Source organism: Flavobacterium oncorhynchi, from assembly GCF_002217355.1.
In the GTDB taxonomy this organism is placed as follows: domain Bacteria; phylum Bacteroidota; class Bacteroidia; order Flavobacteriales; family Flavobacteriaceae; genus Flavobacterium; species Flavobacterium oncorhynchi.
In genome coordinates, this window is the sequence record NZ_MUHA01000021.1 from 164,577 (window position 1) to 178,492 (window position 13,916).

A 13,916-nucleotide genomic window follows, 5' to 3' on the forward strand; every position below is an offset into this window, starting at 1 on the left:
ATTGTCACGAATAAAAACGGAATACCAACATAAATTTAACTAACCCCTAAAAACAATATAATAATTAATGAATATCATTGACATAGCAATCATCATAGCATACATTGTGCTATCAGTAGGAATAGGAATCTGGATTTCCAGAAAAGCTTCAAAAGGTTTAGATGATTATTTCCTTGGCGGAAAAACAATCAAATGGTATTTTTTAGGTTTAAGTAACGGATCAGGAATGTTTGATGTTTCAGGAACTTCCTGGATGATTGGAGTACTGTTTTTATACGGTGTAAAAAGTTTTATGTTTATGTGGCTTTGGCCCATTTGGAATCAGATTTTTGTAATGATGTTTCTCGCCGTTTGGATACGAAGGTCAAAAGTAATGACGGGTTCTGAATGGATTTTAACTCGTTTTGGAAACGATAAAGCTGGAAAAGCATCTCATATTATTGTCGCTATTTTTGCGATTATTTCTACAATAGGTTTTATTGCCTACTTTTTTGAAGGAATTGGGAAATTTATAACCATTATTCTTCCTTGGGATTTAACGCTTCATTCTGGCGATTTAATTCTATTAACCTCAGAGCGTTCTTATGCTTTAATAATCATATTTTTAACTACAATTTATACGGTAAAAGGCGGGATGTTCTCTGTAGTTGCAACTGAAGTTGTGCAATATTTAATTATGATTATTGCCAGCGTTTTAATTGCAGGTTATGCTTTTGTAAATTACACAGATATTCAAATAAACTCAGTAATTACTGAAGAATGGAAAAACGTCTTCTTTGGATGGCAGTTTGAAACGCAGTGGAGTGAAAAGTTCCAAACCTTCAATAATTTAATTGATTCTGAGGGTTATAAAATGTTTGGCGCTTTTATCGGAATGACATTGTTTAAAGGTTTCTTTGCCAGTGTTGCAGGACCAACGCCAAGCTACGATTTACAAAGAATTTTGTCTACAAAATCAGTAAAAGAAGCTGCTTATATGAGTGGTTTTACCAACTTAATTTTGTTCATTCCAAGATATTTATTAATTACAGGAATTGTTGTAATTGCCTTGATAAATTTAGCGCCGGAATTAAATGCTAATTTAAATTTAACGGGAGCCGATTTAGAATTATTAATGCCAAAAGTGGTCAATTTATATCTTCCAGTAGGTATTAAAGGACTTTTATTAGCTGGTTTATTAGCCGCTTTTATGTCTGGGTTCTCTGCTTTTGTAAATGCGGGACCAGCTTACATTGTAAATGATATTTACAAAAAGTACTTCAAGCCGGTTGCATCAAATGCACACTATATAAAAGTAAGCCAGATATCTTCATTCGTAGTTGTTGGTTTGGGAGTTTTTATGGGATTCTTCGCAGAATCGATTAATTCTTTAACCTTATGGATTACAAGTGCTTTATACGGCGGTTATGTAGCAGCGAATTTCCTAAAATGGATTTGGTGGCGTTTTAACGGCTGGGGATATTTCTGGGGAATGTTTGCAGGTTTAATCGTAGCTTCTTTACAATTTGTTTTAGGACAATATAAAGGAACATTTGCAGAAGGAACATTTTTGTATGATTTATCACAAGTGCAGGCGATTTACTTGTTTCCAGCAATATTTGGATTCTCAATTTTAGGCTGTCTTTTAGGAACGTTTTTAAGCAAACCTACAGATATGGAAGTTTTAAGATCTTTCTATACAAATGTTAGACCTTGGGGATGGTGGGGACCAGTTTATAAAACATTAAAAGCAGAAGATCAAAAATTCGAAAAGAACAACGATTTCTGGAAAGATATGCTAAATTGTGTAATCGGAATTGTGTGGCAGTCAAGCATGATTTTACTTCCAATTTATTTTGTTATCAGAGATTATCCAAAAGCGTTTGCAGCGTTACTGGTATTTTTAGTAACAATGATAATTTTAAAATTCACTTGGCTTGATAAAGTTCGAAAAATAACGGATTAGAAAAAAGTAAACACGGTAGAAACATAGATTTTTATAATTAGAAAAGAAGAATTACAAAAGAAAGGTTCCACACATATAGCTGCATCTTTTGAACTAACCAAAACCACTTTTTAGATTTTAAAAACTATGTTTCTATGTGTTTAAGAAATAGAAAGCTTTGATAAAGTCTTTACAACAAACAACAGAAAAAAAACAATAAACAAAAAATATAAAAATGAGCACTATTCCTTGGCAAGACAGACCCGAAAACAGCAATGATGTAATGTGGAGATACACTGAAAATCCTATTATTGAAAGATATGCTATACCATCATCAAACAGTATTTTTAACAGTGCTGTAGTTCCTTTTGGAGATGGGTTTGCGGGAGTTTTCCGTTGTGATAATAAAGCAGTTCAAATGAACATTTTTGCCGGTTTTAGTAAAAACGGAATCGATTGGGAAATTAATCATGAACCAATCGAAATGAAAGCAGGTAATACAGATATGATCGAATCTGCTTACAAATATGACCCACGTGTTGTTTTTATCGAAGATCGTTACTGGATTACTTGGTGTAATGGTTACAACGGGCCAACGATTGGTATTGGATATACATTTGATTTTAAAGAGTTTTTTCAATGTGAAAATGCCTATTTGCCATTCAACAGAAATGGTGTTTTGTTCCCGCAAAAAATCAATGGAAAATATGCTATGTTAAGTCGTCCAAGTGATAACGGACATACACCTTTTGGAGATATTTGGATTAGTTACAGCCCAGATATGAAATACTGGGGAGAACACCGTTTGGTCATGAAACCAACTCCTTTTGAAAATAGTGCTTGGCAGTGTACCAAAATTGGAGCAGGACCAATTCCAATTCTTACAAACGAAGGCTGGTTAATGATCTACCACGGAGTTATTAATACTTGCAACGGTTTCCGTTATGCAATGGGTTCAGCACTTTTAGATGTTGATTCTCCAGACAAAGTAAAATACAGAACACAGCCTTATTTATTAGGACCTGCAGAACTTTATGAAATGGTTGGAGATGTACCAAACGTAGTTTTCCCATGTGCTGCTTTGCATGATACAGAAGAAGATAAATTAGCCGTTTATTACGGTGCAGCTGATACAGTAGTTGCCATTGCATTTGGTAAATTAAGTGAAGTAGTGCAGTTTACAAAAGATAACAGTTTATAAAAAAGAGATGGTTTTAAAACTTAAATGGCTTGCTGTTGCTTTAGGCTTGATTTCGATAACTGGATATTCACAGTCAAAGAAACCGGTTATTCCTAAAACGTATGTTGCGGCAAAAACAACGAAACCAATCGTAATTGACGGAGACGAGTCTGATGCTTCGTGGAGTAAAGCAAATTGGACAGATCTTTTTGAAGATATTGAAAATGGTGTAAAACCAAAGTATGCAACCAAAGTAAAAATGCTTTGGGATGAAACCAATTTCTATATATTAGCAAAAATGGAAGAACCGCACGTTTGGGCAAATTTAAAACAACGCGATACCATTATTTTTTACAACAATGATTTTGAAGTTTTTGTTGATCCAGACAGTGATACCTTTAACTATTACGAATTAGAAATAAACGCTTTAAATACTGCTTGGGATTTGTTCCTGACAAAACCATATAGAGAAAGCGATATTGTCGTGGCAAACGATTGGAATATTCCAGGTTTAAAATCAGCAGTAAAAGTTAACGGAACACTTAATAATCCAAACGATACAGATGAAGGCTGGGTTTTAGAAATGGCCATTCCGTGGGCAGCTTACAAAACCACATTCTTTGATCAAAATGTTCCAGCAGATAAATTTTGGAGAGTCAATTTTTCGAGAGTCAACTGGCAGCACAGCATTAAAAATGGAACTTACGAGCGAAAGAAAGATGCCGAAGGAAAATTTTTGCCTGAGTACAACTGGGTTTGGTCGCCAATGGGTGTAATCAACATGCATGAGCCAGAAAAATGGGGTTATGTTTATTTCTCCTCTAAAGAAGGAAAAGATACCTTTACAATTCCGCAAGACGAAAAAGTAAGATGGGAATTGTATACACTATACCGCGCTCAAAAAGGATACTTTGAAAAACATAAAACTTGGGCAAAGTCTATTGCAGATCTTACCGCAAAAAGCATTAGTGTTGATGGTAAAATTTTAAAACCAACAATAGAAAATCACTCATCAGGATATAATATTTTAGTAAAAAGTCCATTCAGCAATACAACATTTGTAATAAGGCAGGATGGAAAAATAATCACAAAATAAACCACTATGAAACTACCAAAACTATTACTTTTTTTATTAGCATTTAGTATTTTTTCATGTACTAAAAAAGAAGAACAAACCACTTTTAAATTTGGAGTATGGACAACAGCCGATGCCAAAAAATCGGATGCAGATTATACAAAAGAATTTAAAAAATACAAAGATGGAGGAATTGATGAAGTGCTTATAAACACTTCGACAGATCCAAAACTTTTAAGCCGCTTAGTGCCTTTGGCAGCAAAAGAAGGTTTAAAAGTACATGCTTGGATTATGGCAATGAACAGACCTGGAGACTCAATTGCATTGCAGCATCCAGAATGGTATCAAGTAAGTAAAGAAGGTAAATCATGCTTTGATACACGCCCTTATGTAGATTACTACCAATGGTTATGTCCAACTAGAAAAGAATCTAGAGAGCATGTTTTAAAATTAGTTGAAGAATTAGCAAAAGTGGAAGGAATCGAAAGTGTTCACTTAGATTATATTCGTTTCCCAGACATCTTTTTACCAATTAGTTTATTGCCAAAATACAACTTAGTTCAAGATGTAGAATTACCGCAATTTGATTTCTGTTATTGTGATGAATGTGTGAAAGCATTCGAAAAAATCCATCACAAAAATCCAAAAGAAAGCCACAATACTTCAATAGATATGGAGTGGAAAAACTTTAGATTAAATGCTATTCAAGCTGTAGTAAATGATGCTTATGATATTGTTCATAAACACAATAAAAACCTAACTGCAGCAGTATTTCCTTATCCAGAAATGGCGGATCATATGGTGCGTCAGCGTTGGGACAAATGGAATATTGACCAAGTGTATCCAATGATTTACAACAGTTTTTACGATGAAGAAATTGACTGGGTTGGTTATGCTACAAAACAAGGTGTTGCTGATTTAAAAGATAAAAAAACAAAAATCAACACAGGAATTTATGTTCCAGGCTTAAAGACAGATAAAGAGCTGAAAGAAGCAATTTTATATGCAAAAGAAAATGGAGCAGTTGGAGTTTCTTTCTTTGATGGAAATGCTTTGTCTGAAAGTAATTTTAAAACAATTAAAGAAACAAAAGCAAGTTTAAAATAAGAAAAACTTTATTTAGAACAAAAGCATAGTATCGTTACAAATTACTTCAATAATAGCTGCGAGCGTATACCAAACGTTTTGGCAGAATAATAAAATAAAGGAATATAATAGGGAGCCCATAAATGCTTCCTATTGTGTTTTTTAAGAATGTTGCAATGACACAGAAAAATGCATAGCGTTTTCTAAAAAAGAGTATCTTTTGAAGGATAAAAAAATACATCAGTTTAAAATCATATCCTATTTAAAATAATAATTATGAGAACATTAAAACCCTTATTCACCTTACTATTTTTAGCCGTTTTAAGTTCGGGTTACAGTCAAAAAGTTTTTACAGAAAAAGACATTCTAATCATTCCAAAACCCAATCAGCTGGTTTTACAAACGGGATCATTTGAGTTTTCTAAGAATACCGTATTTGTTGCCGCAACAGATTTTCAAAAAGACATTTCGAACGCTTTAATAAATAAATTTGGAGCTGCAGCAGGCTGGCGCCCAATTATTGGAACAAAAGCGCCAAAGAATAATTACATACAGTTTAAAGTTGATTCAAATCTTCACAACGAAGCCTACAAATTAGAAATCAATAACAATACAATTACTATTACAGCAAAAGGTAATGCAGGTTTTATCTACGGATTAGAAACCATTAGACAATTGCTTCCAACAGCGATCGAAAGTAAAAACGCTGTCAACCTTGCAAAATGGGAAATTCCGAATGTAACGATTACGGATGAACCTCGTTTTCAATGGAGAGGTTTAATGTTGGATTTATCACGTCATTTCTTTGATAAAAATTATATTTTGGCAACAATCGATCGTTTGGCAATGCACAAAATGAACGTTTTGCATTTGCATTTAGTAGACGATCAAGGCTGGAGAATCGAAATTAAAAAATACCCAAAACTAACAGAAGTTGGTGCATGGAGAGTCGATCAGGAAAATTTAGCATGGAATGCAAGATTGCTTACAAACCCTGATCAAAAAGGTACTTACGGCGGATTTTTAACACAAGAAGAATTAAAAGAAATCGTAAAATATGCTGCAACAAAAAATGTAGAAGTTGTTCCTGAAATCGAAATGCCGGCACATGTAAGCAGTGCAATTGCTGCGTATCCAGAATTAGCGTGTTTTGATCAGCGCATTGGAGTGCCGTCTGGCGGATTATGGCCGATAACGGATATTTACTGTGCAGGAAAAGAATCTACATTTGAGTTTCTTCAGAATGTAATTGATGAAGTAATTACAATATTCCCTTCAAAATATATTCATATCGGTGGTGATGAAGCAACAAAAACAAATTGGGAAAAATGCCCGCATTGCCAGAAAAGAATGAAAGAACACGGCTTAAAAAATGTTCATGAACTGCAAAGTTATTTTGTAAAAAGAATGGAGAAATACATCAATTCTAAAGGCAAGAAACTTATTGGCTGGGATGAAATCTTAGAAGGCGGATTAGCTCCAGAAGCTACCGTAATGAGCTGGAGAGGAACAAAAGGAGGAACAGAAGCAGCACAGCAAGGTCATGATGTTATTATGACTCCAGAATCTCCTTGTTATTTTAATTTTTACCAAGGACCTCAAAATGAGGAACCATTAGCTTTTGATGCTTACAATCCTTTAAATAAAGTTTATGAGTTTGATCCAGTAGTAACTGGAATGACACCGCAAGAAGCAGCACATGTTTTGGGCGGACAAGCTAATTTATGGGCAGAATTCCTTTCGGCGCCAAAAGATTCGGAGTATATGATTTTTCCAAGATTAGCGGCTTTATCCGAAGTTTTATGGAGCTATAAAGAAAGCCGTAATTGGAATGACTTTACAACCAGACTAGCACCATTATTAAAGCGCTACGATTATTTGGGAATCAATTATGCAAAAAGTGCTTATTTAGTTACAGCAGTTTCAAGTGCAGATATAGCTAAGAAACAAATTAATGTGAGTTTGAAAAATGAATTTCCAAATCCAGATATTCGATATGTATTAGGGGATAAAACTTTGGATATGAACGCTCTGAAATATACAAATCCAATTCAGTTTAATCAAACTACAGTTTTAAAAGCTTCTTTGTTTCAAAACGAAAAACCAGTTGGAAAAACGTTTACAGACACTATTGTATTTCACAAAGCAGTGGCGCATAAAGTCAATTACTTAACACCATTTAACAATAGTTACAAAGGCGACGGTCCATTTACGATGGTAAATACAATTCGTGGATCTAAGAACTTTCATGACGGACAATGGCAGGCTTGGCTGGTTAACGACATGGAACTTGTTATTGATCTTGAAAAACAAGAAAGTGTAAAAGAAGTAATTGTTGGAACTTTAGAAAGTCAAGGTGCGGGCATATTTTTCCCGATACAAGTAAAAGTTTTAGTTTCAAATGACGGTATCAAATACAAAGAAGTCGGCAAAATATCACGCCCATATGCATCTAACCCAACTTCAGAGTTAAAAGATTTTAAAATCAATTTTGAAAAAACGAATGTTCGATTCATCAAAGTAATTGGATCAAACTTAAAGAAAAGTCCAAGAGGCGAAAGTTCTTGGTTGTTTGTGGATGAGATTCTAGTGAATTAAACAAGAAGAAATAAACTTTGACAAAGTTTGATTTACAAATTTTAGCATCGTAAATAAGATTTTTGCAGTAAAACCAAACCAAAAAAAATAAACCAAAGATGAAAAAAGTAATAGTATTAATCGCAGTATTATTTTCTGCACAAATGTTCTCTCAGGCTATTTATGAAGACGAACGTTATGTACCGGAAACAGATCCATTAGTTTTAAAAAACTTAGAACAATGGCAAGGCAAAAAGTTTGGATTGTTAATGCACTGGGGAACATACAGTCAGTGGGGAATTGTAGAATCATGGTCGATTTGCCCTGAAGATTATGGATGGTGCGAGCGTAAAAAAGGCAGTAATCCGGGTAATTACAGTCAATATGTAAAAGAGTATGAAGGTTTAAAGAAAACCTTTAACCCAACAAAGTTTGATCCTGTAAAATGGGCAAAAGCGGCAAAAGCAGCAGGAATGAAATACATGGTTTTTACCACAAAACACCATGACGGATTTTCGATGTATGATTCTAAATACACAGATTACAAGGTAACTGATAAAGAATGTGCTTTCAGCAGTAATCCAAAAGCGGATATTTTGAAAGAAGTTTTTAATGCCTTTAGAAATGAAAGCATTTCTACAGGTGCCTATTTCTCAAAACCAGACTGGCACAACGAAAACTATTGGGATCCTTATTTTCCTCCGTTTGATAGAAACGTAAATTATGATCCAGCACTATATCCTGAAAAATGGCAGAAATATGTTGATTTTACCCACAATCAAATTTTAGAAATTTTAACCAATTACGGAAAAGTTGATATTTTATGGCTTGATGGCGGCTGGGTAGAAAAGGGAGATCAAAAAAGTATTAGCGAGCACTATAAATCTAAGTTCTTAGAAAACACTTCTAAAAACGGATTTATAAAACATAGAGTTGTAAGTCAAGATGTTAAAATGGATGAATTGGTTGTAAAAGCACGTCAGAAACAACCTGGCTTAATAGTAGTTGACAGAGCAGTTCATGGCAAAAATCAAAATTATTTAACACCTGAAAACCGCGTTCCTGAAAAAACTCTTCCTTATCCTTGGGAATCTTGTATTACTTCTGGCGGCGGCTGGTCGTATACTCCAGATGCAAAATATATGACAGGCAGACAAGGGATTCATATGCTTATTGATGTAGTGGCAAAAGGCGGTAATTTATTGTTGAATGTTGCACCAAGTCCAGAAGGAGAATGGCAGCAGGGAGCATACGATTTATTAGCCTCTTTTGGAGATTGGATGAAAGTAAACAGTACTGCAATTTATGACACCAAACCAATTGCACCTTATAAGGAAGATAATATTTGTATGACACAGAATAAAGCAGGAAGTGTTTACTTGTTTTATCTAGTAAAAGAGGGAGAAGATAAAATTCCTGCAGAGATTACATTAAAATCGATCAATCCTAAAAAAGGAACAAAAATTACAATGTTAGGTTCGAAAATACCATTGAAATGGACTAAATTTGCGGACGGATTTAAAGTTACAATTCCAGAAAATTTACGTAATAATTTACCATGTAATGAAGCTTGGACTTTAAAAATTGAAGCGATTAACAGATAGAGAATTAAATATGATTTTTAATAGTAAAATAACACAGGCAGCATGTTTTTTCAGCATGCTGTTTTTTAGCATAAACACTTTTGCCCAACAGCCCGCAGATTTTGTAAATCCGCTTATAGGAACTTCTAATTATGGAGCTACTTTTCCTGGGCCGATTGCGCCAAGGGGAATGGCAAGCATAAGTCCTTTTAATGTGGCTGGACGACAAAATAGTTTAGAAAAAGACAGTCAATGGCTGTCGAATCCTTATGTAAACGAGAATACATTTTTAACCGGATTTAGTCAAGTAAATTTAAGTGGTGTAGGTTGTCCTGATTTAGGTGTTATTTTGTTAATGCCAACAACAGGAGCGGTCGAAACCAATCATTTAAAATATGGTTCTACTTATTCTAAAGAATTGGCTAAAACGGCTTATTATAGTGTAAACATTGATAAATATAAAGTCAAAGGTGAATTTACAGCTTCGAAAAGAGTAGGAGTAAGCAGATTCACTTTTCCGAAAGGACAGTCTAATATTTTATTGAATCTTGGCTTAGGATTAACAAATGAAGAAGGAGCGATGGTAAAAGTAGTTTCTTCAACAGAGATTGAAGGAATGCGTTCTGTAGGTTCATTTTGCTATAATAGTCCTGAAGACGCTTACCCGGTATATTTTGTTGCCAAGTTTTCGAAACCGGCAAATCATTTTGGCGTTTGGAAAAATACGCCTAAATACGAAGGTACAGAAGCGCAATGGATGGGTTACAATGGTAAAATCCGAATGATGAAAAATACGATTAAAACTGTTGTTGGAGATAGTATTGGGACTTATTTCACCTATCAATTTGATAAAGAAGAAACTGTTGAAGTAAAAATAGGAGTTTCGTATGTAAGTATTCAAAACGCGCGTGAGAATCTGGAAAAAGAAACGGGATATAAATCATTTGATGATGTTTATAAAGAAACATTTAACGAATGGAACGAAGAACTTTCTAAAATTTTGGTAGAAGGCGGTTCTTATCAAGATAAGGTTATTTTTTACACGGCATTGTATCATACTTTAATTCATCCCAATACTTTAAATGATATTAACGGAGAATTTCCTCAAATAAAAAGAAGCAAGATTGGAAAAACTTTGGGTACGCGATATACAGTGTTTTCTTTGTGGGATACCTATCGAAATATGCATCCTTTAACGTCTTTAGTTTATCCTAAGCAGCAATCTGATATGATAAAAAGTATGCTGCAAATGTATGATGAAAACGGCTGGCTGCCTAAATGGGAATTAAATTCAACGGAAACATTTACAATGGTTGGAGATCCTGCGAGTATAGTTATAGCAGATGCCTGCTTAAAAGGAATTCAAGATTTTGATATTTATAAAGCTTATCATGCAATGTTGAAAGGAGCGGATCAAATCGAAGAAAATCCGCTGCGTCCAGGACTTAAAGAATACCTTCAAAAAGGATATTTGTCTACAAATTATCATGGATCAGTTTCAACAACAGAAGAATATAATGCTTCAGATTATGCGATTGCACTTATGGCAAAAGCTTTAGGAGAAAAAGAAGATTATAAGCGTTTTTATAAACGATCTTTATCCTATCAAAAATTATATGATAAAGATTTAAAATTACTTCGACCACGAACAGCTGACGGAAAGTGGTATGAGCCTTTTGATCCTAATGCAGGAGCTAATTTTCAGGAAAATGTTGGATTTATAGAAGGCAACGCATGGCAATATGCTTTTATGGTATCGCATGATATAAAAGGACTTATTAAATTAATGGGAGGTGATAAAGTTTTCTCTGATCAATTGCAGAAAATTTTTGACATCAAACAATTTGATATGGCAAACGAGCCTGATATTGCTTACCCTTATCTATTCAATTATGTAAAAGGTGAGGAGTGGAAAAGTCAGGAAATGGTTAAGAAATTGGTGAGAGAATATTTTAGAAATGAACCAAAAGGATTACCTGGAAATGACGATACAGGAACTATGTCGGCTTGGCTGGTGTATTCTATGATGGGAATTTATCCAATATCTCCAGGAGATCCAATTTATACCGTTACAACACCAATGTTTGATAAAGTAACAATTAAACTAGATTCGAGGTATTACAATAAAGAAAATGTAGTAATTGAAAGGGCAATGAATAGTGATGGAAAAATTAAAGAAATTCAGTTAAACGGAAAAACATTGAATAGTTTTTTTATTAACCATGATGATTTTGTTAATGGAACTACATTAAAAGTGATTCAAGAATAACTAAGAATAATAATACTTAGAACAAAAAAAGGACTTTCAATTGAAAGTCCTTTTTTTGTTCTATTAATCTATTAAAAGAAAACTGGATTATTTCGTTTTTACACCAATTTCGGCGACAGAAATATATCTGCCGTCTACACTTGTTTTTCCTGTAAATCTAATATATCTTGCTTTTGCCGATGCTTTTAAAGTTATATTTTGTTCAACCAGATTACTTTTGATATTGGCAAATTCACCTTCAGCAATTGTTGTCCAATTTGTATTATCGGTGCTTACCTGCCATTGGTAGTCTTTGACAATTCCGCCAGTTCCGTTTTGACGAGGTAAATACGATAAAGATTTGATTTCCAATTCTTGCCCCATGTCAATAACAATGAATTGTGGCAAAGGCATTAACGATGTGTTGTCTGCGGTACTCCAGATAGTTTCTGCATTTTCATCAATAGCATTTGATGTTTGTTCATTTTCGAAAGAAGCAGTAACTATTTTCCAGTCTTTTTTGCAAATATTGAAGGATTGAATCGCAGTTTCACCAGATTTCATATCTGTTCCAAATGATTTGGCTTTAACATCTCCAGAAGTTAAAAACGAAAAAGCTTCTTTGTAAATTGGTGAGTGAATAGTAGGTTCCGTTCCGTCAATTGTATAATGAATCTGATTTACAGTTGTTTCAGTGGTGATAGAAACAGTACCATTTTTGTCTCTTTTAATTTTTGGAAGAGGCAATTGTTCTGGTTCCTTAAAAACACCTACATCGCTTAAAGTAATGCAAACAGGAGATTCTACAATGCGAATTCTCAATTTTGAAGTTGTAATATAATTTGGTAAACGTACCAATCGATTAGCGCCAATACTTGTAGCTTCGGCTACTTTTTTCCAATTTTTATTAGCGAAAGCTTCAATTTCGATTTTTTCAATACGTTGTCCTAATTTGATGTTTTCTCTTAAACGAATGATATTAAAGGTTTGCTCTTTATCCCATTCTAAAGTTATAAACGCTTTTTTTACATTATCACTGGTTGCCCAATACGAGTAACGATCGTTGTCAGTAAGATTTTTGGTTCCGAAAAAGATTTGGTTCTCACCTCGAACTTCCGAGGCTGTAATTACAGCAGATTGTGCAAGATTATTTGAAAATGTCTGTTTTAAAAAATCTCCAAAATCTTTCAACGCTTTTACATCATTTGGATGTAATATACCTTCGGTAGTTGGTGCAAGGCCAATATCCATACCAGCACCGCGGCCTACAGATTTACAATAAATCTCAAACAACTCCGAAACTGATTTTACGTGATTGTCTTCATTAGCATGGTAAAACCATCCGTTTCTAAGCGGTACATCACACTCAGCAGGTTTCCAGTATTTACCATTTCGAGTTCCCATTGGTGCTTTTTCGTAATTAGTTTCTCCCGGCACAGCTACTGTTTTACCTGCAATTGGTTCAGGCGTAAAAGTGGCCCAAGAGGTTTCGTCTGCAAAACCCCTTTCGTTTCCTACCCAGCGCACTTCGCCGTTGTCAGAGAAAATAACAGCTTCTGGCTGCAATTCTTTAGAAATCGCCCATGTTTTATCCCAATCATAATAAGTAGCGCGGTCAATACTTCGGCTTTCTTTTTTACCTCCGTAATAGCCGTCGCCGCCATTTGCACCATCAAACCAAGTGATGAATAATTTACCGTAGTTTGTGTACAATTCTCTTAATTGATTTCGGTATTTAGTAACGTACTCAGGTTTTCCATAATCTTCATTATTTCTGTCCCAAGGCGAACAATAAAGCCCGAATTTCATTCCTGCATTGCGTGTTGCGGTTTCAAATTCTTTTACCATATCGCCTTTTCCATTACGAAACGGACTTGCGCTAATGTTGTAAGCTGTTGTTTTTGTAGGCCATAAACAAAATCCATCATGATGTTTAGCCACAAAAATAACCCCCTTAAAACCACCAGATTTTGCTGCGTTTACAATTTGGCTTGCATCGAATTTTGTTGGATTAAATATTTTAGGATCGGCATCGCCATATCCCCATTCTTTATTCTGAAAAGTTGTAGGTGTAAAATGGACTAAAACATATTGCTCGATTTCGTGCCAGCGCAATTGCGGTTCGCTTGGCAATGCACCGTATGGTGCAGGAGCGCTGATTCTTTGAGCTGTCACAGATAAAAAGGCAAGACATCCCAAAATTGTTATTAATTGTTTTTTCATCTTTAGATTTTAAAATTTAT

The 13,916-nt window shown here is 34.5% G+C and carries 8 protein-coding genes; 7 read left to right on the forward strand and 1 reads right to left on the reverse strand.

Going from position 1 to position 13,916, the window contains the following annotated elements; genetic code table 11:
- Positions 1 to 67 precede the first annotated feature (67 nt).
- The 7 genes from B0A75_RS13915 to B0A75_RS13945 all read left to right on the forward strand — a co-directional run bounded on the left by B0A75_RS13915 (position 68) and on the right by B0A75_RS13945 (position 11,694).
- The gene (locus tag B0A75_RS13915) at positions 68 to 1,945 is read left to right on the forward strand and encodes a sodium:solute symporter family protein (protein WP_089054878.1); all 1,878 of its coding nucleotides are present in this window, start codon (positions 68 to 70) and stop codon (positions 1,943 to 1,945) included.
- Between the two features lie 214 nt (positions 1,946 to 2,159).
- Positions 2,160 to 3,125 carry a glycoside hydrolase family 130 protein gene (locus B0A75_RS13920; RefSeq protein ID WP_089054879.1) on the forward strand — a complete coding sequence of 322 codons (966 nt, stop codon included), beginning with the start codon at positions 2,160 to 2,162 and terminating at the stop codon, positions 3,123 to 3,125.
- 7 nt (positions 3,126 to 3,132) lie between these two features.
- Entirely contained in the window at positions 3,133 to 4,200 is a 1,068-nt protein-coding gene (locus tag B0A75_RS13925; protein ID WP_089054880.1) for a carbohydrate-binding family 9-like protein, read from the forward strand.
- Positions 4,201 to 4,206: 6 nt separating this feature from the next.
- On the forward strand, positions 4,207 to 5,286 hold the full coding sequence (locus B0A75_RS13930) for a putative glycoside hydrolase (RefSeq protein WP_089054881.1): 1,080 nt from the start codon (positions 4,207 to 4,209) through the stop codon (positions 5,284 to 5,286).
- Between the two features lie 255 nt (positions 5,287 to 5,541).
- Positions 5,542 to 7,863: a glycoside hydrolase family 20 protein gene (locus B0A75_RS13935; RefSeq protein ID WP_089054882.1), complete on the forward strand. Its 2,322-nt coding sequence runs from the start codon at positions 5,542 to 5,544 to the stop codon at positions 7,861 to 7,863.
- A gap of 98 nt (positions 7,864 to 7,961) precedes the next feature.
- A complete protein-coding gene (locus tag B0A75_RS13940; RefSeq protein ID WP_089054883.1) occupies positions 7,962 to 9,446 on the forward strand; it encodes an alpha-L-fucosidase in 1,485 nt (494 codons plus the stop codon).
- A 55-nt stretch (positions 9,447 to 9,501) separates the two neighbouring features.
- On the forward strand, positions 9,502 to 11,694 hold the full coding sequence (locus B0A75_RS13945) for a GH92 family glycosyl hydrolase (RefSeq protein ID WP_394335288.1): 2,193 nt from the start codon (positions 9,502 to 9,504) through the stop codon (positions 11,692 to 11,694).
- 87 nt (positions 11,695 to 11,781) lie between these two features.
- On the opposite strand, the gene B0A75_RS13950 is transcribed toward B0A75_RS13945, so the two are convergent.
- On the reverse strand, positions 11,782 to 13,896 hold the full coding sequence (locus B0A75_RS13950; RefSeq protein ID WP_089054885.1) for an alpha-L-fucosidase: 2,115 nt from the start codon (positions 13,894 to 13,896) through the stop codon (positions 11,782 to 11,784).
- Positions 13,897 to 13,916: the final 20 nt, after the last annotated feature.

Excerpts from the sequence above, each read along its gene's own strand:
- B0A75_RS13930 (WP_089054881.1), top strand. The coding sequence starts at position 4,207 with ATGAAACTACCAAAACTATTACTTTTTTTATTAGCATTTAGTATTTTT.
- B0A75_RS13950 (WP_089054885.1), bottom strand. The coding sequence starts at position 13,896 with ATGAAAAAACAATTAATAACAATTTTGGGATGTCTTGCCTTTTTATCT.
- B0A75_RS13915 (WP_089054878.1), top strand. The coding sequence starts at position 68 with ATGAATATCATTGACATAGCAATCATCATAGCATACATTGTGCTATCA.
- B0A75_RS13940 (WP_089054883.1), top strand. The coding sequence starts at position 7,962 with ATGAAAAAAGTAATAGTATTAATCGCAGTATTATTTTCTGCACAAATG.
- B0A75_RS13935 (WP_089054882.1), top strand. The coding sequence starts at position 5,542 with ATGAGAACATTAAAACCCTTATTCACCTTACTATTTTTAGCCGTTTTA.
- B0A75_RS13945 (WP_394335288.1), top strand. The coding sequence starts at position 9,502 with ATGCTGTTTTTTAGCATAAACACTTTTGCCCAACAGCCCGCAGATTTT.
- B0A75_RS13925 (WP_089054880.1), top strand. The coding sequence starts at position 3,133 with ATGGTTTTAAAACTTAAATGGCTTGCTGTTGCTTTAGGCTTGATTTCG.
- B0A75_RS13920 (WP_089054879.1), top strand. The coding sequence starts at position 2,160 with ATGAGCACTATTCCTTGGCAAGACAGACCCGAAAACAGCAATGATGTA.